Source organism: Stenotrophomonas sp. S41, from assembly GCF_016624625.1.
Classification (GTDB): domain Bacteria; phylum Pseudomonadota; class Gammaproteobacteria; order Xanthomonadales; family Xanthomonadaceae; genus Stenotrophomonas.
On sequence record NZ_JACVTV010000068.1, the window covers coordinates 1 to 23030 of the forward strand.

Sequence of the window (23030 nt, forward strand, 5' to 3'; positions counted from 1 at the left end):
GCATCCATGCGGCTCACGCCCCCGCAACCGGACCCACCCCGCCTTCGACAGATTTCCGCGATCTGTCGGTACCTGCTGCTGATGGTGGGTGCCGACCGTTGGTCGGCACGGGGTCGGATCCCGACGCTGTGCAACGGGCTCTGACCCCATGGGTGATTCATGCGTGCCTCACCTGGTGGGCCATGAAAGGTTCATGCTGTGTGGCCTTGTTACACAGGACAACACGCATGGCACGGACCCGGGTCGGCATCATTTTCGGGGGCATGTCCTCCGAGCACGAAGTGTCGCTGCAGTCGGCGAAGAACATCCTCGATGCGCTCGATCGCGAGCGCTTCGAGCCGGTGCTGGTGGGCATCGACAAGCAGGGCCAGTGGCACCTCAGCCAGCCCGATACCTTCCTGATCAATGCCGATGACCCGGCACGCATCGCGCTGCACCCTTCGGGCACGGCGCTGGCGGTGCGGCCCGGTGCCGGGCAGGCGCAGCTGCAGCCGGTGGATGCGTCCACCGCGCTCGGCCAGATCGATGTGGTGCTGCCCATCGTGCACGGGCCGCTGGGCGAGGATGGCGCGCTGCAGGGGCTGCTGCGCATGGCCAACCTGCCGTTCGTGGGTTCGCCGGTACTGGGCTCGGCGGCGGCGATGGACAAGGACGTAGCCAAGCGGCTGCTGCGCGATGCCGGGCTGCCGGTGGCGCCGTGGGTGTGCATCCGTCGCCACGAGGCGGCGAGCGTGGACGTGCAGGCGCTGATCGCGCAGCTGGGGCTGCCGCTGTTCGTCAAGCCAGCCAACCAGGGGTCGTCGGTGGGGGTCAGCAAGGTCAAGCAGGCCGGTGATTTCGCCGAGGCGCTGCAGCTGGCGCTGCGCCATGACCACAAGGTGCTGGTGGAGTCGGCCGTGCGCGGCCGCGAGATCGAGTGCGCCGTGCTCGGCAACGACCTGCCGCAGGCCAGTGTCTGCGGCGAGGTGGTGGTGCACGATGAGTTCTATGCCTACGACACCAAGTACATCAACCCCGACGGGGCGGACGTGGTGGTGCCGGCGACGATCGATGGCGATGGGCAGGCACGCATCCAGCAGATCGCGCTGCAGGCTTACCAGGTGCTGGAGTGTGCGGGCATGGCGCGGGTGGATGTGTTCCTCACCTCAGATGGGCAGATCGTCATCAACGAGATCAACACCCTGCCCGGCTTCACCCGCATCAGCATGTACCCCAAGCTGTGGGGCGCCAGCGGGTTGGGCTATACCGCGCTGATCACGCGGTTGATCGAACTGGCGCTGGAAAGGCACGCGGCCGATCGGGCGCTGGTGTAACCCGCTTGACCCGCTTTTGTAGAGTCGAGCTTGCTCGACTGGTGTTGGACAGTCGAGCACGGCTCGACTCTACAGAAAAAGCGGAAAAAGCAGTCGAGCAAGCTCGACTCTACTACCCGCGCTTGCGGAACATCGAGATCACCGCAAGGATCAGGAACACGACGAACAGGATCCAGGCGATGTTCGTGGCGGCACCGGCAATGCCGGAGAAGCCGAGCACGGCGGCGATGATGGCGATGACAAAGAAAATGATGGCGTAATGCAGCATGGCGTTCCTCGCGGGTGGTCCGGCCGGTGTGGCGTTGGGTCCATCCTGCGGATGTGCCGGTGTGCAACCGGTGACGGCGATCTCTGCGGCTGATGAAGCCTTCAGCGCCGTGACGCTGCCGTCACGACGCGGCCTTCAGCCGGCGCAGTCCTTCTTCGATGCTGACCTGCGGCACGTAGCCGAAATCACGACGTGCCGGTTCCATGCTGTACCAGTGCGGCGTGCACAGCTGTTCGGCCAGGAAGCGGGTCAGCGGCGGTTCGCCCGGCAGCCGCAGCAGCGGCCACAGGCGCTCGCTGATCGCGCCGATGCGATAGGCGGTCTTGAAGCTGAGGGTCTTCTCCACGGCCGGTGCACCGACGGCCGCCAGCAGCTTGTTGAGCAGCTCGCGCATCGGCAGCGGTTCGCCGTTGGAAATGAAATAGGCCTTGCCGGCACAGGCCGCACCCGGCGCCAGCGCATCCAGCGCAAGGAAGTGCGCCAGCGCGGCGTTGTCGATGTAGGTGGTGTCGACCTTGTTGCTGCCATCACCGACCAGGCGCAGGCGGCCCTGGCGGGCGCGCTGGGCCAAGCGCGGTACCAGCTGCTGGTCGCCCGGGCCCCAGATCAGCCGCGGGCGCAGCGCCACGGTGGCCAGCGCGGCGTCGTTGGCCGCCAGCACGCGCTGTTCGGCAATCGCCTTGGTCGCCGCATACGGCGCCTGGAAGTTCTCGCCGTAAGGCACTTCGTCCGCGCCCAGCCCTTCCACCGGATGGGTGGCGCGGTGGGTCACGCTGGGCGTGGAGGTGTAGACCAGCTTGCCGATGCCGTGCGCGCGGCAAGCGGCGATGACGTTGTCGGTGCCGACCACGTTGGCCTGGTGGTAGCTGTCGTAGCTGCCCCAGGCACCGGCCTTGGCGCCGTTGTGCAGCACCGCGTCGACGCCGGCCACCGCGTGCAGCACCGCCTGCGCATCGGCCAGGTCACCACGGATCTGGCCCACGCCCATCGCCTGCAGTTCCGGGTAGTGGCTGCGGTTGAAGGCCAGCACCTGGTGGCCACGTTCAAGCAGCCCGCGGCACAGCGCCTGGCCAAGGAAACCACCACCACCGGTGACCAGGATCTTCATGCGCGCTTCTCCAGTTGGGCGCGGGCCCAGACGGCGAGCTTCTCGCGGCCGATCTTGGCGTTGTGACGGATATCGACGGGGAAGGCCGGATGCACCAGGAAGTGCTGCAGGCCGGCCTCGGCAGCGTGGGTGGCCGCATGCGCGCGCAGGGTCTCCTGCAGCGCCGGGCTGTCGGACTGGCCGCGCTGCAGCTCCACGCACAGCACCGGCACCTGCGCACCGGCGGCGCCGACGCCCACCAGCGCGGTGCGGGCCACGCCGGGCACGGTGTTGAACACCGGCTCGATCTGTTCGGTGTACAGCGGCCCGTGCGCGGTTTCCACGCGCTGGGTCTTGCGCCCGCAGAACCACAGGCGGCCCTGCGCGTCGAAGTAGCCGACGTCGCCCATGCGGTGCACCACGCGGGTGCTGCCATCGGCCAGGGTTTCGCGGATCTTCGCCGCGGCGGTGGCCTGCGGGCGGTTGAAGTAGGTATCGGTGGCGGTGGGCCCGGCCACGGTGATCTCGCCCACCTCGCCGATGGCCAGCACGCTGGCCTGCGACCACTCGGGCAGCGGCGCATCGTCGATGGCGATGATGCGCACCTCGTTGGGCGCGACCACGCTGCCCACGCAGGTACCGGCACCGGCCTCGGTGGCGGCGCGGGTGCGCTCCAGTTCGCGGCCTTCGACCACGGCCACCGGCAGGCATTCGGTGGCGCCGTAGGGCGTCCAGAACTGCGCGTCGTCCGGCAGCAGGCGGCGGATGGTGGCCACCACGTCCGGCGGCACCGGCGCACCGGCCGAGGTCACCCGGCGCACCGTCGGCAGCGGCCGGCCGTACTTGGCAAGCACCCGCATCAGGGCCGGCGAACCGAACAGCTGGGTCACCCCGAAGCGCTGGATGGCATCGTGCAGGCGCGCCGGGTCGGCCTGCGCCGGCCGGGTCGGGTCCATGTCCGGGATGACCGAGGTCAGGCCCAGCGCGGGGTCGAACAGGGCGAACGGCGGGAAGGTCGGCAGGTCCACGCCGCCGGCCTCCATGCCGAAGGCGCTGCCCAGCAGCTGGATCTGGCCGACGAAGTGGCGGTGGCGGTAGACCACGCCCTTGGGCACGCCGGTGGAGCCGCTGGTGAACAGGATGGCGGCCATGTCCTCGCCATCGGTGGCGGCCAGCATCGGGCCGCCGCTGGCACCGGCGCGCTCCAGCGCAGCCAGGGTGGTCCCGCCCCAGCCCAGGCGGCGGCCGACGGTGACCAGGCGGGTGGCCGACGGCGCCCAGCGCAGCGCCAGCCGCGCCACGTGGGCCAGCGGGATGCCGATGAAGGCCTCCGGCTGCGCCTCGTCCAGGCACTGCTTCAGCGCGCGCTTGTCGATGCCCGGGTCGACCAGCACCGGCACCGCGCCCAGCTTGAACAGGGCGAACATCAGCAGGAAGAACTCCGGCGAGGGCCGCACCATCACCACCGTGCGCACGCCGCGGCCGATGCCGTAGCCGGCCAGGCCGGCGGCCATGGCGTCGCTGCGGGCGTCCAGCTGGCGGTAGTCCAGGGTCACGTCATAGGCGGCCATGCCGTTGCCGGCACCACGGCGGCCGGGGCAACGGATGGCGATCTGGTCAGGGCGTTCGCGGGCCAGTTCAGGCAGCCGCGCCGCGATATTGCAGGGTCCGTTCATCCGTTCATTGTCGCCGCTTACGGAATTTCTTGCGCGGCCGCCCGCTTCGTGGAAAATCCGCAGCCTCGTTCCCGATTCCCACTGCCGCCCGAGGCGGCTTGCCCATGCAACATCCCTGCATGACCTGCGGCGCCTGCTGCACCCAATACCGCGTGGCCTTCCACTGGATGGAATCGGACGAGGTCACCCCCGGCGGCGTGCCGCACCAGCTGACCGAAGTGCTGGACCCGCACCGCCTGTGCATGCGCGGCACGCACTCCAAGCCGGTGCGCTGCGTGGCGCTGGACGCGCAGATCGGCGTGTATTCGCGCTGCACCATCCACCCCAACCGGCCCAGCGTGTGCCGCGAGGTGGATGCGTCGTGGGAATACGGCAAGGCCAGCCCGCAGTGCGACAAGGCGCGCATCGCCTATGGCCTGGACCCGTTGACCGCGGCGGATTGGGAAGGCGGCGACAACAACCCGATCGCGGCCTGAGGCCTGGGATGGGGTCAGAGCCCTCTCTGCGAGAGGGATCCGACCCCGGGCCTGGATCGCGGCGTAGTGGTAGTGCCGGCCGCTGGCCGGCAACCTCATGAACCCGGCGCGCATTGCGCGCTTGCCGGCCAGCGGCCGGCACTACCGGGGGCAGACCCCGGGGCTGCTTACAGCGGGTTCGCGTCGAGGAAGGCGAGGATTTGCGGCACCAGCACTTCGTGCTTGTCTTCCAGCACGTAATGCCCGGCATCCTCGAAGGCGTGCACCTGGGCCTTCGGCAGCGCGGCCTGGAAGCCTTCCAGGAAGTGGTGGTCGAACACGAAGTCGCGCAGACCCCAGCCGATGAAGGCCGGGCGGTCGGCGAACGACGGCAGCGCCTGGCCGGCGCGCTCCAGCAGCGACCAGGCCTTGTCGGCCGGCGACAGCGGGATGTCCTGCATGAAGCGGATGGTGCTGATGCGGTTGGCGTAGCTGTTGTACGGCGACACGTAGGCGCGGCGCACGTCGGCCGGCATCTTCCGTTCCACGCCCAGCCACGAGGCACCGGACGAGAACGCATTGAAGGTGCGGATGATCCACTCGCCGATCTTCCAGTGGCGGCCCAGCCCGATCTGCCAAGGCATCTTCTTGGCCGCCGGCATCGGGAAGGCGGCGGTGTTGAGCACCACCAGGCGCTTCACCTGCGCGTGGTGCGACAGCGCCCAGCCGAAGCCGATCATGCCGCCCCAGTCGTGCACGGCCAGGGTGACCGGGCCGGTGACGCCCAGGTGCTTCAGCAGCGCCTCCAGGTCATCCACGCGCGACTGCAGGGTGTACTCGTAGCGCTGGTCGTCGGGCTTGTCCGACAGGCCCATGCCGATGTGGTCCGGCACGATGCAGCGGTACGTGTCCGACAGGCCGGCCACCAGCGTGCGCCAGTAATAGCTCCACGACGGGTTGCCGTGCACCATCACCACCACCTCGCCATCGCGCGGGCCTTCGTCGAGATAGCTCATCGACAGGCCGGGACGGACCTCGAAACGCTGCGGGTGGGCGGGGTAACCGGGGAGATTCATGGGCAGCTCTTCAGTAGTGGGACATCACTGCGCGACCGTGGGCGGCAGCATGTAATGTTGAGGGGAATGCAGGTTGTCGGAGAGCAGGCGCAGGTAGGCGGGGTGCAGGAACAGCTTTTCCTTGCCCATCCGCTGTTCCTGCAACATGCCCACGTCCACCAGCTCGCGCAGATAGCGTGCAGCGGTTTCGCGGCGTGCGACTCCGGCGTCGACGAGGTTCTGGATGCGGCAGTAGGGCTGACTGAACAAGACATCCACCAACTCGCGGCTGTAGATCTTGGGACGATGCGCGCGCACCCAATCGCAGGCCTGCTCGTGCAGCTGGCGGATGGCGTGGATCTTCGCACCCGTCCAACGCGCTGTGTCGGCGACCGCCTCCAGCATGTAAGCGATCCATGCCGCCCAGCCACCGTCGCGCGTGACGCCGAGCAACAGACGGTAGTAAGCCGCCTTGCGCTCGATGATGTAGCGCGAGAGGTAGAGCACCGGCACGTCAAGCAGATCCTGCTCCACCAGCATCAGCAGATTCAGTACCCGACCGGTGCGACCGTTGCCATCGGTGAAGGGATGGATCGCCTCGAACTGGTAATGCGCCACGGCCATGCGGATGAGCGGATCGATGTCCCGCTCTTCATGGATGAAACGCTCCCAGTTGGCCAGCTTTTCGCGCAGCAGGGTCTCACCCACCGGCGGCGTGTAGATCAGCTCACCGTTCTGCTGGTTGACCAGAGCCGTCCCAGGCACACGCCGCACCTGCATGTCCGCGTCCTTGATGCGGCTGCAGACCCGTTCAGCGGTATGGGTACAAAGCGGCCGTTCCGCCAATGACTGGAAGCCTTCCTGCAGTGCACTCCGATAGCGCAACGCTTCCCGGGTGGCCGGATCTGCTGCGCCTTGGTGGTCTGCAAAACGGAACAGTTCGTCGGTGGTGGTGACGATGTTCTCGATCTCCGAGCTTGCCTGCGCCTCAAGCAACGGGATGGTGTTGATCAGCACCGCCGGGTTGGGCAGGTGACCGGTGGCCTGCCGCAGCGAGGCCAGCGCCTTGTGAGCTTCGATGCAGGCCTTCAGCAGCGCCCGGGTTTCGAGCTCGGCGGCAGGCGGCAGCAGCGGCAGATCGTTGTAGGGCGTCTGGGCATCCATACGGCCGGCTCATGTCGATGGAATCGACATGATGCCGCTGATATGTCGAAAAAGTAACGTTTTTCGCGCATGAACCGCCAGAAAGGGACCAGTCCGCCCCGGTTACCAACGGGCATCGCGTCGGATCCGGTCCAGATCCGCCATACAGCGGATCCGGATAGGCTTACCAGACCACTTCAGCCATCGAGCAGTTCAGGCCCGAGCCGATGCCGAGCAGGGCGATGCGGTCGCCCTTCTTCAGCTTGCCCAGCTGCTTGAGCTTGCTCAGCACGATCGGCACCGAGGCCGGGCCGATGTTGCCGTGCTCGCCGAAGATGGTCATGACCTTCTTCGGGTCGATGCCGAAGTTCTTGATGAACGCGGCGGTGTGCGGCTGGCTGACCTGGTGGATGACGAACTGGTCCAGTTCCTCCACAGCCCAGCCGAGGGCGATCTTGGCAGCGGCAAAGGTCTTCTGCGCCAGCTTGATGCCTTCGATCAGCAGCAGGCGGGTGTCGGTGACCATGCGGTCCAGGTTGCCCAGGCACAGCTGGTTCCACTCGGTGGCCGAGCGGGTCACGCCACCCTTGTAGCGCGGGGCGTCGGGCACCAGCTCCGAGCGCGCCATCACCATGGCGGCGGCACCCGAACCGGTGGTCAGGGCGGCCAGCTCGTTGCGGAAGTCGTCGGCGGTGACGTCCGGGGCGGTCATCCGCTCCAGGGTCTTTTCGTACACCAGGTTGGCGGTCTCGCCATCCACCACCAGCGCGTAGTCGATGTCACCGCGCTCGAGCATGCGTGCGGCGATGTCCATGCCGTTGATGAAGGCCAGGCAGGCATTGGCGACATCGAAGGTCATGCACTCGTCGCTGACGCCGAGGTTGCCGGAGACGATGGAGGCCGTGGACGGCTCCAGGTAGTCGCGGCTGACCGAGGTGTTGACCAGCAGGCCAACCTGGCCGGCGGTGATGCCGGCGTCTTCCAGCGCCTTGCGGCCGGCCATGGTGGCGGCATCGGAGGCGAGGACGCCGTGGTCCCACAGGCGGCGGGCGTGGATGCCGGCGATATCGCCGAGCACGTCGGTGCGGATGCCGAGGCGATCCAACGTCGGCTGCAGCCGTTCGTTGATTTCCTTGGTCGTCAGCGTATGCGGCGCGTCGACGTGTGCCAGGCCGGCGATCGAGACATTCTTGAAGAGCATCGAGGTTAGCGCCAAGGCTCAGGCAAAAGGGGGCGCTATTCTATAACTCCGGGGCTTTAACCGCATCTTTACGAATTCAGCCTTGGCCGTATGGTGCCCGCTCAGCGCGGCGGGCACTGGAAGGCAGCGAAACGCTGGCTGCCGTCGGCCGGGGCTGCAGCGGCCTGCACGGCGTTGGCGCCGGCACTGGGGGCCTCGTTGCGGGCCAGGGTTTCCAGCTCTTCCTGCACGCGCAGCGGGTTGCGGTTGTAGAAGCCGACCTTGCTCTTCACGGTGACCACGACCTCACCCTTGGTGACGCAGCCCGCCGGCAGCGGGCCCGCCGGGAGCACGCGCACGGTCTTGCCGGCCGGTTCCATCGGCACCCAGGTGCAGGCCGTGACGGTGAGCAGCAGGGACGACAGCAGCAGAAGGCGCATGGGCAGATCCTGGAAGGGTATGGGGCGATTCTGCCTGAACAGCCTGAATCGGGGGTAGCCGGGGGTGGGGTCGGATCCCCCGCAGTGGGCTCTGACCCCAGATACACGAAGGGGTCGGAGCCCTCCCGATGGGAGGGATCCGACCCCATGCCGCGTCCAGCCTTATTTCTTGACCGGGTTGCCTTCGGCGTCGATCACGGTCACTTCGCCCAGCTTCAGCGCGCGCACGGCCGCTTCGGTCTGCTTGAGGTCACCCACCACCACCCAGGTCAGGCCCTGCGGCTTGATCGCGGCGGCGGCCTGCTGCACCTGGGCCGGGGTCATCGCCTCGATCTCGGCCTTGCGGCGCACCACGTAATCGTCCGGGCGCTTGAACTGCACGATGCTGCCGATGGTCGAGGCCACCGCAGCGGCGGTCTCATAGGCGCCCGGCAGGCTCAGGGTCTGGATGTTGCGGATGCGGTTGACCTCGGCCTCGGTGGCCGGCTTGCTGCCATCGGCGAACTCGGCGATCTCCTTGCGCATTTCCGCCAGGGCCGGACCGGTCTTGTCGATCTGCACCGGCGCCATCGCCATCCACGGGCGCTGGCCCACGGTGCTGCTGGCGCTGCTGCGGGCACCGTAGGACCAGTGCTTGTCCTCGCGCAGGTTCATGTTCAGGCGCGAGGTGAAGTCACCACCGAGCACGCCGTTGGCGATGTCGAAGCGGGTCGAGCCGGTGTCGCTGGACGGCGCCACTACCTGGCCGGCGAACAGGTTGGCCTGCACCGCACCCGGCTGGTCGATCAGGAACACGCGCGGAGCGGTCGGCACGGCCACGGCGGTGCTGGCCTTGATCACCGGCGCATCGCCGCTGGCCTTCCAGTCGCCCAGCTGCTTGTCCAGCAGCGGCACGATCTCGGCCAGGGTGGTGTCACCGACCACGATCAGGGTGCCGTCCTGCGGGCGCAGCCAGTCGCGGTGGAAGTCGACCAGGTCTTCGCGGCCCAGGCTGGTGATCGCCGCTTCGTCACCGCTGCCGGTGAACGGAATGGCGTACGGGTGGCCCTTGCCGTACAGCAGCGGCGGCAGCACGCGCATGGCCACCGCGTTCGGGTTGACCTTCTCCTGCTTGATGCCGGCGATCCACGAGGCCTTGACCCGGTCGATCTCGCCCTGCTCGAAGCGCGGCTCGCGCAGCAGGTCGCGGTACAGCGCCAGCGACGGCACCAGGTTCTCCTTCAGTGCCGACAGGTCGACGGTCACCGAATCCAGGCCGGCACCCGCGTCCAGGCTGGCACCCAGCGCGTCGGCAGCATCGGCGAAGGCCAGCGAACCCAGCTTGCCGGCACCTTCGGTCATCAGGTTCATGGTGAAGTTGGCGGTGCCCGGCTTGCGGCCCTGGTCGGCGGTGAAGCCTCCCGGGAACTGGTAGCTGAACTGCACCACCGGAATCTCGTGGCGCTCGGCCAGCACCACGGTGGTGCCGTTCTTCAGGGTGGCGCGCTGCAGCGCCGGGAACTTCAGCTGCGGGAACTCGCGGGTCTGCGGCACACCGGCTTTGCGGTCGACCTGTTCCGGCAGGGTGCTGTACTTGCTGTCCACGGCCGGCACGTTGAACGGCTTCGGTGTGGCCGAGGCTTCTTCCTGCAGCGCGACGCGCTCACCCGGCTCGACCACCAGGGTGTGGCTGCCCTTGTCCAGCCACTGCGCGCCCACGCGCTTGAGGTCGGCGGCGGTGGCCTTGTCGATGTTGGCCAGCGAGGTGCGGAAGCAGCCCGGGTCGCCGGTGTAGACCGCGCACTCGGCCAGCGCGTCGGCCTTGCCGCCGAAGCCACCGATGCGCTCGATGCCGCGGATGAAGCCGGCGCGGAAGCCGGTCTTGGCGCGCGACAGCTCGTCGGCGGTCGGGCCGTCCTTCAGCAGGCGCTCGATCTCCTCATCGATGATCTTCTCGACCTGGGCCGGGTCCTGGCCCTGCTTCACGGTGGCCATGACCATGAAGTTGGAGCCCAGCTGCGAGCCGTAGGCACCGGCGCTGATGTTGTCCACCAGCTTGTCCTGGTGCTGCAGGCGCTGGCTCAGGCGCGAGGACTTGGCGCCACCGAGGATCTGCCCCAGCAGCTGCAGCTGGTCGATGTCGGTGGTGCCGACCTGGGCCACGTTCCAGGCGCGGTAGATGCGCGCCTGCGGCACCTTGTCGGTCATCACTTCACGGGTGTCGGCATCGCGCTTGGCGACGTCCACCTTCGGCTGGGCCATGGTCGGGCCGGCCGGAATGCTGCCGAAGTACTTGGCGGCCTTTTCCTTGGCGGTGGCCAGGTCGATGTCGCCGGCCAGCACCAGCACCGCGTTGTTGGGGCCGTACCAGGTGCGGAACCAGGTCTTGACGTCATCCAGCGAGGCGGCGTTGAGGTCGTTCATCGAACCGATGACGCTGTGGTGGTACGGGTGGCCGACCGGGTACAGCGAACGGTTGATCTTCTCCCACACCTGGCCATAGGGCTGGTTCTCGCCCTGGCGCTTCTCGTTCTGCACCACGCCGCGCTGCTCATCCAGCGCCGCCTGGTCGATCGCACCGACGAGGTGGCCCATGCGGTCCGATTCCATCCACAGCGCCATGTCCAGCGCAGTGGTCGGCACGTTCTCGAAGTAATTGGTGCGGTCGGTGTTGGTGGTGCCGTTCTGGCCGGTGGCACCGACCTGCTTGAAGGGCTCGAAGTACTCGCCGTCGTGGTTCTCGCTGCTCTGGAACATCAGGTGTTCGAACAGGTGCGCGAAACCGGTACGGCCGGCCGGCTCGTCCTTGCTGCCCACGTGGTACCAGATGTTGACCGCCACGATCGGCGCCTTGCGGTCGGTATGCACGATCACGCGCAGGCCGTTGGGCAGGGTGAACTGCTCGAACGGGATATCGACCTTGGTGGCGGCGGCCGGCTTGGCCGCCAGTGCGGCGGTCGGCGCAAGCGTGCCGAGGGCGGTACTGAGGGCGACGGCCAGCAGCGCGGTGCGCGGGCGCAGGGCGAGAGACATTTCCGGATCCTTGGTCACGTTGGTGAATCGCGATCCTAGCGCGCGGGCGCGGGGTCCGGTATCGGCCACCAGTCACTGGGGGTGTTTGCCGCCCAGGGCCTCCCCGGCCCGCTTCGAGGCGGTCACGGCCCGCCCGGTTCATGGTCCGGACAGTGTCCACCGCCGTTCGAACGGACAGGTGTCCGCCCTGCGGACACTCTTCACTCGCCTCGAAACCCTTTCAAATCAATGGCCTGTAGTTGGCACGGGGATTGCTTTGTATATCCCGTGCCAGGAAGGGCTTCAGATCAAAAATGACTGGATGCTGAACAAAAGCAGGGAGTTGAAAATTTTCCTTGCAAGCCCCGAATCGGTGTACTACCTTACTACCACACCACCGCTCACCAACACTAAACAGGCCCCGTCATGAACACCAAGACCATTGCCATCGCCATCGCCCTGATTGCCGGCACCGCGGTTGTTTCGTCGGTGCAGGCCTCCGAATCCATCAAGACCCTGTCCACCGTGCAGGTCCGCCCGGCCGCCGACCAGCTGGCCCAGCAGGCCTGGGAACAGGCCAGCGGCATCGTCACCCTCGCCACCGTGGAAGTGCGTCCCAGCGCCGACCAGCTGGCCGAGCGCGACGGCTTCATCGCCGCCCCGGTCGCTGCCGCCCTGCCGATCACCACCCTGGCCGCCGTCGAAGTGCGCCCGAGCCTGGAACAGCGCGTGGCCCTGGCCGCCGAGCTGGAAGCCCAGCGCTACGCCGCCACCCTGGCCGCCGCCGCCACCAGCGTCGCCAACCAGGTCATCACCAACCTGCCGGCCCTGCAGGTGCGCCCGAGTTCTGCCGATCTGCAGGCCCTGGCCACCGAAACCGCCCAGGTCCTGCTGCGCCCGTAAGCGGCGTCCGCCCTGCCCCGTGCAGGGCGTGCGCCGTAATGGCGGCATCGGTCGCAGGTACACTGCAGCGATGAATGCCGCGCCCCTGTTCCACGTGATCCTGTTCCAACCGGAAATCCCGCCCAACACGGGCAATGTGATCCGGCTCTGCGCCAACACCGGCGCGCAGCTGCACCTGGTCGAACCACTCGGGTTCGCACTGGAAGACAAGCAGCTCAAGCGCGCCGGGCTGGACTACCACGAGTATTCGCGCCTGCAGGTGCACCCCGACCTGGACACCGCGCTGGCGCGCATCGCGCCCAAGCGGCTGTTCGCCCTGAGTACCCGGGCCAGCGTGCGCTATGACAGCGTCGGGTTCGAAGAAGGCGATGCCTTCCTGTTCGGGCCGGAAAGCCGCGGCCTGCCGCAGGACCTGCTCGATGCCCTGCCCGAAGGCCGCCGCCTGCGCCTGCCAATGCGCCCGGACAACCGCAGCCTCAATCTGTCCAACACCGTGGCCGTGGTGATGTACGAGGCCTGGCGCCAGCACGGGTTTGCCGGCGGCGCGTGATCCCGCGCACGGCCGGCATCTGCAGTAGATCCACGCCATGCGTGGATGTCAGTAGATCCACGCCATGCGTGGATGGCCGTCAAAACGCGCTGATCCCGGTCAGCTCCCTGCCGATCACCAGCTGGTGCACGGTCTCGGTGCCTTCATAGGTGATCACCGATTCCAGGTTCAGCGCATGCCGGATCGCCACGTGCTCGGTGGTGATGCCCGCGCCGCCCAGCAGGTCGCGGCATTCGCGGGCGATATCGATCGCCATGCGGCAGTTGTTCCACTTGGCCAGGCTGACCTGCTGCGGCTGCAGCTGGCCGGCTTCCTTCAGGCGGCCCAGCTGCAGGGCCAGCAGCTGTGCGGTGGTGATGCGGCGGGCCATCTCGGCCAGCTTGATCTGCGCACTCTGGGTGGCCGCCAGCGGGCGGCCGAACAGCACGCGCTCCTTGGCGTAGCCCAGCGCCTCATCGAGGCAGGCGATGGCCGAACCGATCGGGCCCCAGCTGATCCCGAAGCGGGCCTGGGTCAGGCAGCCCAGCGGGCCCTTCAGGCCCTTCACGTTCGGCAGGCGGTGGCTGTCGGGCACGCGCACGTCATCGAAGTACAGCGCACCGGTCAGCGAGGCGCGCAGGCTCATCTTGTGCTTGATCTCCTGCGTGGTGAAGCCGGCCATGCCCTTTTCCAGCACGAAACCCTGGATGCCGTCCTCGGTCTGCGCCCAGACGATGGCCAGGTCGGCCACCGGGCCGCTGGTGATCCACATCTTGCTGCCGTTGATGCGCCAGTCACTGCCGTCGCGCACCGCGCGGGTCTTCATGCTGGCCGGGTCGGAGCCGCCGTGCGCCTCGGTCAGGCCGAAGCAGCCGATCAGCTCGCCGCGCGCCATCGCCGGCAGCCACTGGCGACGCTGTTCCTCGCTGCCGTAGGCGTAGATGGGGTACATGCACAGCGAGCTCTGTACCGACACGAAGCTGCGCAGACCGGAATCGCCGCGCTCCAGCTCCTGGCAGATCAGGCCGTAGCTGACCGCACCGAGGTCGCCGCCACCGTATTCGGCCGGCAGGGTCGCGCCGAGCAGGCCCAGTGCCGCCACCTCCGGCACCAGCTCCTCGGGGAAGCGGGCCTGGTCGAAGGCATCGCCGATGATCGGCAGCACGCGCTCGTTGGTGAAGCGGGCCACGCTGTCCTGCACCGCGCGCTCTTCCTCGCTGAGCAGGGAACGGACATCGAACAGATCGTACGGATGCAAAGCCATGGCACTCACGCGCAGTCAGGACCGGGCCATTGTCGGTCATTCGGGGCCGGGACATTACGCTGCACTGCAGCAATCGTGCGGTGAACGGCGTCTATCTAGCTCGATCACGCGCGGCCCGGTACCCTGACACATTCAAACAACCGTTTCGCTCGTGGCCGCACGCGCGATTCCCAGGCACCGCCGGTGGCCCCGATGCCGGCCCTACCCACGAGTCATGCAATCGATGAGCGCTGAAGCCAACGCCCTGCCCCCGCGTGAAGTAATGGAATTCGACGTGGTGATCGTCGGTGCCGGCCCGGCCGGCCTGGCCACCGCGATCCGCCTGCGCCAGCGCGCGGTGGAAGCCGGCCGCGAGCTGTCGGTGTGCGTGCTGGAAAAGGGCTCCGAGCCGGGCGCGCACGTGCTGTCCGGCGCGGTGATGGACCCGCGCGCGCTGACCGAACTGTTCCCGGACTGGGCCGAGCGCGGCGCACCGCTGAAGCAGAAGGTCACCCGCGACGAGTTCCTGTTCCTCAGCGAGACCGGCGCGCGCAGCACGCCCAACGCGCTGCTGCCGGAGTGCTTCCACAACGAAGGCAACTACATCATCAGCCTGGGTGAAGTCACCCGCTGGCTGGCGCAGCAGGCCGAAGCGCTGGAAGTGGCGATCTTCCCCGGCTTCGCCGCCGCCGAAGTGCTGTACGGCGACAACGGTGAAGTGGTCGGCGTGGCCACCGGCGACATGGGCATCGAGAAGGACGGCAGCATCGGCCCGGCCTTCGAGCGCGGCATGGCCCTGCACGCCAAGTACACGATCTTCGGCGAAGGCGCGCGCGGCCACCTCGGCCGCCAGCTGATCGCCCGTTACAAGCTGGATGAAGGCAAGGACCCGCAGGCCTACGGCATCGGCATCAAGGAGCTGTGGCAGATCGACCCGGCCAAGCACGAGCCGGGCCTGGTGGTGCATGCGGCCGGCTGGCCACTGGACAACGACACCTACGGTGGCGCGTTCCTGTACCACGCCGACGGCGGCAAGGTCGCCATCGGCTATGTGGTCGGCCTGGACTACAAGAACCCGTGGCTGAGCCCGTTTGAGGAATTCCAGCGCTTCAAGACCCACCCGTCCATCCGCAGGCACCTGGAAGGCGGCACCCGCATCGGCTACGGCGCCCGCGCCATCACCGCCGGTGGCCTGATGTCGCTGCCGAAGACGGTGTTCCCCGGTGGCGCGCTGGTCGGCTGCGAGGCCGGCTACCTCAACGTCAGCCGCATCAAGGGCAGCCACGCCGCGATCAAGACCGGCATGCTGTGCGCCGATGCGGCCTTCGATGCCCTGGCCGCCGACCGCCAGCACGACGAACTGGACGCCTACCCGAAGGCGTTCGAAGCCAGCTGGCTGTTCACCGAGCTGCAGCAGGCCAAGAACTTCAAGCAGTGGTTCAAGAAGGGCCAGACCGTGGCCACGCTGATGACCGGCATCGAGCAGTGGCTGCTGCCCAAGCTGGGCGTGCGCAACCCGCCGTGGACCCTGCGCCACAGCACCCCGGACCACGCCTGCCTGGAACCGGCGGCCAAGCACACGCGCATCGCCTATCCCAAGCCCGACGGCGTGCTGACCTTCGATCGTCTCAGCTCGGTGTTCCTGAGCAGCACCAACCACGACGAGAACCAGCCCAGCCACCTGACGCTGAAGGACGCCAGCGTGCCGGTGCAGGTGAACCTGGCCGAGTACGCCGGCCCGGAAGCGCGCTACTGCCCGGCCGGTGTGTACGAATTCGTCGGCGAAGGTGACAGCGCGCGCCTGCAGATCAACGCGCAGAACTGCGTGCACTGCAAGACCTGCGACATCAAGGACCCCACCCAGAACATCGTCTGGGTGACCCCGCAGGGCGGCGGCGGCCCGAACTACTCGGGCATGTGATGACGCCGGGCTGCGACCGCATGTCGCAGCCCGCTGCCGCGGGCGCACCGTTATCCTGCCCGCCCATGCGCGCCCTTCGCCTGCCCCTGCTGCTGACGTTCGTCCTGGTGGCCAGCGCCTGCCAGCGCACGCCATCGGAACCGCTGACGCCAGCACAGGCGCGGCTGCAGGCCCAGCAGCAGGCCTTCGAGATCTGCGCCGGCTGCCACACGGTCAAGGCCGGTGGCATCCACCGCTTCGGCCCCAACCTGCACGGGGTGATCGGCCGCCGCGCCGGCAGCCTGCCCGACTACGCCTATTCGGACGGCATGCGCCGCGCCGGCTTCGTGTGGAGCGCGCAGACCCTGGACACCTTCCTGCAGTCGCCCACCCACGTGGTGCCGGGCACGCGCATGTACAACGCCTTCCCCAGTGCCGAACGCCGCGCGTTGGTGATCGCCTACCTGCAGGAGCAGGCATCGCAGTAGCCGGCCACTCAGCCTGCCAGCCGTTGCAGCTGCTGCTGCAGGTGCTGCACGAACTGGTCGATCTGCTGCAGCACCGGCGCCGCATCGGCATCGCTGGCCTGCTGCAGCTGCTGTTCCAGCGCCGCCGCGCGCTCGGCCAGGCCACGCGCGCCCACCGACCCCAACGCGCCGCCCATGCGGTGCAGCTGCTGGATCGCACTGGCGCGATCACCTTCGCCCAGCGCCCGCTGCAGCTGCGCGATGTCCGCCGCGCTGGCCTGCAGCAGGCTGTCACGCAGCTGGGTGGCCACCTGCAGTGAGCCGAAGCGCTGCTGCAGGGCGGCCAGGTCTGGCAGTTCCAGCGCAGGCGCGTCATCGCTTGCCCGTGCCGGTGCTTCGGCCGTCGGCTCCGCCTCCAGTGCCGCCGCCTGCGGCAACCAGCGCAGCAGCGCCTGCCGCAGGGTGGCCAGCGACAGCGGTTTGGCCAGCACATCGTCCATGCCGGCGTCGCGGCAGCGGCGTGCATCATCGTTGAGCACGCTGGCGGTCAGCGCCAGGATCGGCAGGCGCGGCTGGCCGTTGCGGCTTTCGCGTTCACGCAGCAGGCGGGCGAAGGCGAAGCCATCCAGCACCGGCATGCGGCAGTCGGTGATCACCAGGTCGAACGTCTCCACCGACAGGCGGTCCAGCGCCTGCTGGCCGTCGTCCACCAGCACATGCGGCACGCCCAGCTGCTGCAGGCGCCAGGCCATCATTGCCTGGTTGGTGGGATGGTCCTCCACCACCAGCACGCGGGCCTCGCGCAGCGCCGGCGGCAGCAGCGCGGTCTGTTCCTGTTCGGACAGCAGCGCCTGCACGTCATCGGCACGCGCCTCCACCAGCGACAGCAGCACCTCCACCCGCGTGCCCTGGCCCAGCACGCTGTGCAGGGAAATCTCGCCACCCATCTTCTGTACCAGGCGATGGCAGATGCTCAGGCCCAGGCCGGTACCGCCGTGCTCGCGCTGGATGTGTGCGCCGGCCTGGGCAAACGGTGCGAACAGGTGCGGGATCTGCTCGTCGGCAATCCCGATGCCGGTGTCCGAGACGGTCAACCGCAGCGGCTGGCTGCCCTCCTCGGTGGTGGCACCGAGCACATCCACCTGCAGGCGTACGCTGCCCTGCGCGGTGAACTTGATGGCGTTGCTGAGCAGGTTGAAGATGATCTGCCGCACGCGCACGCCATCGACCTCATGCGCCTGCGCCAGCCGCGGATCGATCTCCACCTGCAGGTCCAGGCCTCGCACGGTGGCCTGCGCCGACAGCAGCCGGCACACGCTTTCCAGCAGCGGCCGCAGCGGCATCGGCACCGGCGCCAGGCGCAGCGCGCCGGCTTCCATGCGCGAGTAGTCGAGGATGTCATCGAGGATCTGCCGCAGCATCTGCGCGGAATCCTCGATCACCCCGATGATGCGCTGCTGCTCCTGGTCCAGCGGCGAATGCGAGAGCACTTCCAGCATGCCCAGCACGCCGCTCATCGGCGTGCGGATCTCATGGCTCATGGTGGCCAGGAAGCGCGATTTGGCTTCCACCGCCTGCTCGGCCTCGACCTTGGCCGTCGCCAGTGCATCGGCCTGCGCGCGCGCTTCGCTCACGTCCACCCAGTAGCCGCTCCAGGTCACCGCACCGGCGTCAGCCGAGTACGGGTGCGCCTGGGTGCGCACCCAGCGCGCGTTGCCATTCTCGGTGCGCACCCGGAACTCGAACGACAGCGGTGCGAAGCTGCGCGCAGCCAGGGCGGTGCCACGCACGATGAGCACGCGATCCTCCGCGTCGATACGCTGCAGCAGCGCATCGGCATCGTCCATCGCCTGCTGCGGCGAGATGCCGAACAGGGCCTGCACGTCGCCGGCGATGAAGGGAAAACTGAGTGCGCCATCGGCGGCGCGACGGGCCTGGTAGACGATGGCCGGCAGGTTGTCGGTGACATCGGCCAGGCGCTGCTCCACATGCCGGCGCCCGGCCACTTCACGGCGCAGGCGCCAGTAGCCCAGCGCATAGACGAACAGCCCGCTCAGCAGGATCAGCAGCAGCGGGATGCCCCAGCGCTGCAGGGTGCTCCACTGCACGCCGTGGTGGTACTCGGTGGCCAGCCAGTCGTCGCGCAGGGCCTCGCGTTCGCGCGGCGTCATCTGCAGCAGCAGGCGGTCGAAGGTGGTGGCCAGTGCGGCATAGCGGCGGTCGACGGCCAGCGCCAGTTCGTCGTTGAAGTTGGCCGGGGCGGCGATCTGCAGGCGGCCGGCGAACTGGTTGCGCAGCAGCTGGTCGACCAGCGCCAGGTTGCCCACGTAGGCGTCGGCCTCGCCATCGGCCAGGCGCTGCATCGCCTGTTCGGCACTGCGCGTGGGAATGATGCGCGCCAGCGGTGCCTGCTGCAGCACGTAGCCACGCACCCGTTCCGGGTCGGACAGCAGCACGCGCTTACCCTGAAGGTCGGACAGGCCCAGCAGCACCGGGCTGTCGCGGGCGGTCACGATGACGTTGGGCACGCTGATGAAGGGCTGGCTGAACACCCAGTCCGGGCCCAGGTACTGCGAATCGATCGGGATGCCCATCACCGCCTGCAGATCACCGCGCTTTGCCTTGGCTCGCACGTCGAACCAGTCGTGGCTGGGGTCGACCTGCAGGTGGGCACCGGCCTGCCGCAGGCGCTGCAGGTACTCGCTGGCCAGGCCGCTGGGCTGGTCGTTGTCGTCGGCGAAGGACAACGGTGCCGCATTGGGCGCGAAGCCGATCTTCAATGATTCCTGCAGCACGCGCTTCTCGGCCTGGCTGAGCGCCAGCTGCGCGGACGCCGACCACGTCAGCGGCGGCAGCCAGTGCTCCATCAACGCCTCGCGCTGCGAGGGGCTGCTGGCCGCCAGCGCCACATCCAGCGCTTCTGCCAGCGGCTGGCTGCCAGTGGGCACGCCGAAGTGCAGGCGCTCGGGCGGCAGATCGCTGGGCCGCAGCATCACCACGCCGTCGATCTTCCTCAGCGCGATCAGTTCGGTGGCGACGTAGGCATTGCCGATGAAGACGTCCGCCTTGTCGTCTCTGACCATGGCGAGCGCTGTCTGCGTGTCATTTGCGACAAGCTGCCGGGCCCGCGGGAAGCGCGCACGCACCTGCGGGGCGGTCATGAAGTCCTGTTCGATGACCACCCGCAGCCCGTCAAGGTCCGGCGTTTCGGATGCGCGCAGATCACCCGGCCGCCCGACGATCGCCAGCGGCGCTTCCACATACGCGCGGGTATAGACCATGCAGCGGGCGCGTTCGGGACTGAGCGCGGTGTTCATGACCACGTCGATCTCGCCGCGGCATGCCGCATCCAGCACGGCATTCCAGTCCGGATAGCGACGGAACTGCAGTTCCACGCCGAGTTGACGAGCCAGAAGCGACAGGTACTCTGGTCCCAGGCCGGTCGGCTGGCCCTGCTGCAGGTCCTCGAACGGTGGCCAACCGCTGTCATACTGGCCCGCAACGATGACGGGATGCGCGGCCAGGAACTGGCGCTGCAGGACGGTCAACGGCAGGGGGCCCGGTTCGGCCTGCGCCAGCACGGACAGGCCCAGCAGCCCCAGCAAGAGGACCCATCCACGCACTGCCCGGTTCCGCATCTGCGACGTTCTCCCAGAAACCCGCCTGGTACCGCGCAGCTCGCGGCCGGCACTGCCCGAAAGGCCATACTAGAGCATGACCTTGCGCATCATCATCGCAGACGACCACCCCGTGGTACGCATCGGCACCCGTGCCGTGATCGAGGCCAGCGGCGTCGGCCGGGTCGTCGGCGAAGCGGAGAGCGTGCAGGCGCTGATGGCCGTGCTGGCCAGCCAGCCCTGCGACATGCTGGTGACCGACTACTCGATGCCCGGCAGCGCCCAGGCCGATGGCTTCGCGATGATCGGCATGATCCGCCGGCGCTACCCCGACCTGCCGGTGCTGATGCTCAGCGTGTCCAACAACCTGGCCATCCTGCGCATGGTGCTGGACTGCGGCGTGCTTGGCCTGGTCGACAAGAGCTCGTCGATGGAGGAACTGCCGCAGGCCATCCAGACGGTGTATCGCGGCCAGTCCTACATCAGCCGCAGCCTGCGCGAACGGGTGGAGGAAGCGGGCAGCTGGCGCATGCGCGAGGGGGATGGCAAACCGCTGTCACCGCGCGAGGTGGAAGTGCTGCGCCTGCTCGGCACCGGGATGACGGTCAAGGAAATCTCCCTGCAGCTGCACAAGAGCGTCAGCACCATCAGCCGACAGAAGGGCGATGCGATGCTCAAGTTGGGCCTGAAGGGCGACGCCGAACTGTTCGATTACCTGCGCGACGGGAAAATCTGAGAACTGGATCTCAGTTCCACGGAACTGCCCCAGGCTTCACGCCCGCCTCCCCCTGTGATCGCCGTCGCAGCTGTGCCATGACCCGCGGCGATGGGCCACTGACCCCGTTGCCGCTTTCCTGAAGGAAACGTGTCGGCCCAGCGTAGCTGCAGCGCCCGTTCAGGCGGATTTTCAGGTGCGCTTCATCGCCCATGACGCCAGATGAATACGCACGCCGCAGGCTGCCCAGGCGCAATGTTCCGACAATGTTGGAAGACCAGTTTGGACAGCACGGCAGCCAGGGCGCCCCCGCCCTCCCTGCCCACCGTGGCAAGCCCCAGACAGGAGAACCGAACATGATCAGTACGTCCGCAATCAGCTTCCGTGGCCTGGCGATGGCCCTTGCCCTGCTGGCCGGCGTGGCGGTGGTCAGCGATGCCAGCGCGATGTCGAGGAAGGACAAGCGCACCGTGGTCGGTGCGGTGGTGGGCGGCGTGGCCGGCCATCTGATCTCCAACGGCGACCCGACCGCGACCGTCGGCGGCGCGGTAGCCGGTGGTGCCATCGGCAACCTGACCACCAAGGACCACCACGACCGCCGCTATGACCGTCGCTACGACAACCGTCGCTACGACCGCGGCTACAACCGGGGTTACAGCCGCGGCTACCACGACCGTGGCCATGACCGCCGCCATTACCACGACCGCGGCCGTCATCGCGGCTGGTAAGCGCGCCGCCGCTTGATGATTCCGGCAACGGGCAGATCCTGGATCTGCCCGTTTTCGTTTCCGCCAGCGCGGGTTGCGCCGGCAGCGCCCATGGCGTTGAATGCGCAGCCTTGGTGACTCCTTTCCGGGCAGCGGCTGCGGCATGACTTCTTCCCCCCATCGCGTGCAGGGCCTCAACAACGACGAGGTCGCCGCCGACTGGCCGGCAATCAGCGCCGACGAAGTGGCGTGGCTGTGCACGCAGTATCCGGCACTGGCGACGGACAGCACGCTGCACTGGCACAGCCCGCGCCCGCTGTCGGCGGCGGCGATCGTGCAGGGCGCGATGGGCCGGGTGTTCATCAAGCGCCACCACCACAGCGTGCGCAGCGCCGCTTGCCTGCAGGAAGAACACCGTTTGATCGCCCATCTGGCCGCGCACGGCGTGCCGGTGGTGCAGGTGCTGGCCACCGCTGATGGCGCGACTGCGGTCGAGCATGGGCCGTGGACCTACGAGCTGCACGCGGTCGGCGCAGGCGCGGACCTGTACCGCGATGCGGTGTCGTGGTCGCTGCTGACCGACAGCGCGCAGGCACTGCAGGCCGGGCGCACGCTGGCGCGCCTGCACCAGGCCTCGGCGAGTTTCCACGCGCCCCAGCGCAGCACCCACATCCTCGTGGCGCGCGACGACCTGATCCGCGCCGACGATCCCATCGCCGCGCTGCAGGCCGACCTGCCGAACCGCCCCGGCCTGGCCCGCTATCTGGCGCGCATTCCCTGGCGGGCACAGCTGCGCGCGGAAGTGCTGCCCTGGCACAAGGGCCTGGCCACGCGCCTGCGCGACGAGCCACGGCTGTGGGCGCACAACGATTGGCACGTCTCCAACCTGCTGTGGGATGCCGACGGCGCGGTGGCCACCGCGCTGGATTTCGGCCTGGCCTCGCCCACCAGCGCACTGTTCGATCTGGCCACCGCCATCGAGCGCAACGCCGTGGCCTGGCTGGAACTGGAACGCGGCGACGACGCCGTGCGCATCGACATCGCCCTGGCGCTGCTGCAGGGCTACCGCGAGGTGCTGCCGCTGTCGGCCGGGCGCGTGCAGCTGCTGGCCGACCTGTTGCCGATGGTCCATTTCGACTTCGCACTGTCCGAAGTGGAGTATTTCGAAGGCATCACCGGCTCCACCGCCAATGCCGACGTGGCCTGGCAGCCGTTCATGCTGGGGCACCCGGCGTGGTTCCATACAAAGGCAGGCCAGGCCTTGCTGCAGGCGCTGCGCGCGGCGGCGTGAGGTTGGGTGGGGGGGGGGGGGGGCGGGGGGGCCGGGGGGGGGGGGGGGCG

Annotated in this window: 19 protein-coding genes; 9 read left to right on the plus strand and 10 right to left on the minus strand. The window is 68.3% G+C overall.

The window, feature by feature from the left end; all coding sequences use genetic code 11:
- The first annotated feature begins 227 nt into the window (after positions 1 to 227).
- Positions 228 to 1313 (plus strand): D-alanine--D-alanine ligase, encoded by a 1086-nt coding sequence (ddlA, locus tag IAE56_RS14075; protein ID WP_200752954.1) that lies wholly within the window; start codon positions 228 to 230, stop codon positions 1311 to 1313.
- 112 nt (positions 1314 to 1425) lie between these two features.
- On the opposite strand, the gene IAE56_RS14080 is transcribed toward ddlA, so the two are convergent.
- From IAE56_RS14080 to oleC, 3 genes are all read right to left on the minus strand, one after another.
- Positions 1426 to 1581, minus strand: a complete 156-nt coding sequence (locus tag IAE56_RS14080; protein ID WP_005407633.1) for a DUF1328 domain-containing protein — start codon at positions 1579 to 1581, stop codon at positions 1426 to 1428.
- 121 nt (positions 1582 to 1702) lie between these two features.
- A complete protein-coding gene (gene oleD, locus IAE56_RS14085) occupies positions 1703 to 2689 on the minus strand; it encodes a 2-alkyl-3-oxoalkanoate reductase (RefSeq protein ID WP_200752955.1) in 987 nt (328 codons plus the stop codon).
- Entirely contained in the window at positions 2686 to 4344 is a 1659-nt protein-coding gene (gene oleC / locus IAE56_RS14090) for an olefin beta-lactone synthetase (RefSeq protein WP_200752956.1), read from the minus strand. Before oleC ends, oleD begins: the two co-directional genes overlap by 4 nt.
- Positions 4345 to 4448: 104 nt before the next feature.
- Between oleC and IAE56_RS14095 the strand changes: the two genes are divergently transcribed.
- A complete protein-coding gene (locus tag IAE56_RS14095; protein ID WP_108767324.1) occupies positions 4449 to 4820 on the plus strand; it encodes a YkgJ family cysteine cluster protein in 372 nt (123 codons plus the stop codon).
- Between the two features lie 167 nt (positions 4821 to 4987).
- Here the strand turns inward: IAE56_RS14095 and IAE56_RS14100 are convergent, their stop codons facing one another.
- The 5 genes from IAE56_RS14100 to IAE56_RS14120 all read right to left on the minus strand — a co-directional run bounded on the left by IAE56_RS14100 (position 4988) and on the right by IAE56_RS14120 (position 11629).
- Complete coding sequence (locus tag IAE56_RS14100) at positions 4988 to 5875, minus strand: alpha/beta fold hydrolase (protein ID WP_200752957.1); 888 nt, start codon at positions 5873 to 5875, stop codon at positions 4988 to 4990.
- 24 nt (positions 5876 to 5899) lie between these two features.
- Entirely contained in the window at positions 5900 to 6949 is a 1050-nt protein-coding gene (locus IAE56_RS14105; protein WP_234456087.1) for a Fic family protein, read from the minus strand.
- A 232-nt stretch (positions 6950 to 7181) separates the two neighbouring features.
- Positions 7182 to 8198: a 3-oxoacyl-ACP synthase III gene (locus IAE56_RS14110; RefSeq protein ID WP_116865279.1), complete on the minus strand. Its 1017-nt coding sequence runs from the start codon at positions 8196 to 8198 to the stop codon at positions 7182 to 7184.
- A gap of 101 nt (positions 8199 to 8299) precedes the next feature.
- Positions 8300 to 8617 (minus strand): DUF4156 domain-containing protein, encoded by a 318-nt coding sequence (locus tag IAE56_RS14115; protein ID WP_200752959.1) that lies wholly within the window; start codon positions 8615 to 8617, stop codon positions 8300 to 8302.
- A gap of 162 nt (positions 8618 to 8779) precedes the next feature.
- Positions 8780 to 11629 (minus strand): pitrilysin family protein, encoded by a 2850-nt coding sequence (locus IAE56_RS14120; RefSeq protein WP_200752960.1) that lies wholly within the window; start codon positions 11627 to 11629, stop codon positions 8780 to 8782.
- A gap of 405 nt (positions 11630 to 12034) precedes the next feature.
- On the opposite strand from IAE56_RS14120, the gene IAE56_RS14125 reads away from it, so the two are divergent.
- Complete coding sequence (locus tag IAE56_RS14125) at positions 12035 to 12511, plus strand: hypothetical protein (protein ID WP_108767320.1); 477 nt, start codon at positions 12035 to 12037, stop codon at positions 12509 to 12511.
- Positions 12512 to 12581: 70 nt separating this feature from the next.
- Positions 12582 to 13061, plus strand: a complete 480-nt coding sequence (locus tag IAE56_RS14130) for a tRNA (cytidine(34)-2'-O)-methyltransferase (protein ID WP_108767319.1) — start codon at positions 12582 to 12584, stop codon at positions 13059 to 13061.
- 79 nt (positions 13062 to 13140) lie between these two features.
- On the opposite strand, the gene IAE56_RS14135 is transcribed toward IAE56_RS14130, so the two are convergent.
- On the minus strand, positions 13141 to 14304 hold the full coding sequence (locus IAE56_RS14135; RefSeq protein ID WP_108767318.1) for an acyl-CoA dehydrogenase family protein: 1164 nt from the start codon (positions 14302 to 14304) through the stop codon (positions 13141 to 13143).
- Positions 14305 to 14527: 223 nt separating this feature from the next.
- On the opposite strand from IAE56_RS14135, the gene IAE56_RS14140 reads away from it, so the two are divergent.
- Together IAE56_RS14140 and IAE56_RS14145 are read left to right on the plus strand one after the other, a co-directional pair.
- Positions 14528 to 16204 (plus strand): electron transfer flavoprotein-ubiquinone oxidoreductase, encoded by a 1677-nt coding sequence (locus IAE56_RS14140; protein WP_200752961.1) that lies wholly within the window; start codon positions 14528 to 14530, stop codon positions 16202 to 16204.
- Between the two features lie 65 nt (positions 16205 to 16269).
- A complete protein-coding gene (locus IAE56_RS14145; RefSeq protein ID WP_108767316.1) occupies positions 16270 to 16671 on the plus strand; it encodes a c-type cytochrome in 402 nt (133 codons plus the stop codon).
- A gap of 8 nt (positions 16672 to 16679) precedes the next feature.
- On the opposite strand, the gene IAE56_RS14150 is transcribed toward IAE56_RS14145, so the two are convergent.
- Positions 16680 to 20288, minus strand: a complete 3609-nt coding sequence (locus tag IAE56_RS14150) for a transporter substrate-binding domain-containing protein (protein ID WP_200752962.1) — start codon at positions 20286 to 20288, stop codon at positions 16680 to 16682.
- A 76-nt stretch (positions 20289 to 20364) separates the two neighbouring features.
- Between IAE56_RS14150 and IAE56_RS14155 the strand changes: the two genes are divergently transcribed.
- From IAE56_RS14155 to IAE56_RS14165, 3 genes are all read left to right on the plus strand, one after another.
- A complete protein-coding gene (locus IAE56_RS14155; protein ID WP_108767314.1) occupies positions 20365 to 21003 on the plus strand; it encodes a response regulator transcription factor in 639 nt (212 codons plus the stop codon).
- 335 nt (positions 21004 to 21338) lie between these two features.
- On the plus strand, positions 21339 to 21710 hold the full coding sequence (locus IAE56_RS14160; protein ID WP_079224772.1) for a glycine zipper 2TM domain-containing protein: 372 nt from the start codon (positions 21339 to 21341) through the stop codon (positions 21708 to 21710).
- 142 nt (positions 21711 to 21852) lie between these two features.
- Complete coding sequence (locus IAE56_RS14165) at positions 21853 to 22980, plus strand: phosphotransferase (protein ID WP_200752963.1); 1128 nt, start codon at positions 21853 to 21855, stop codon at positions 22978 to 22980.
- Positions 22981 to 23030: the final 50 nt, after the last annotated feature.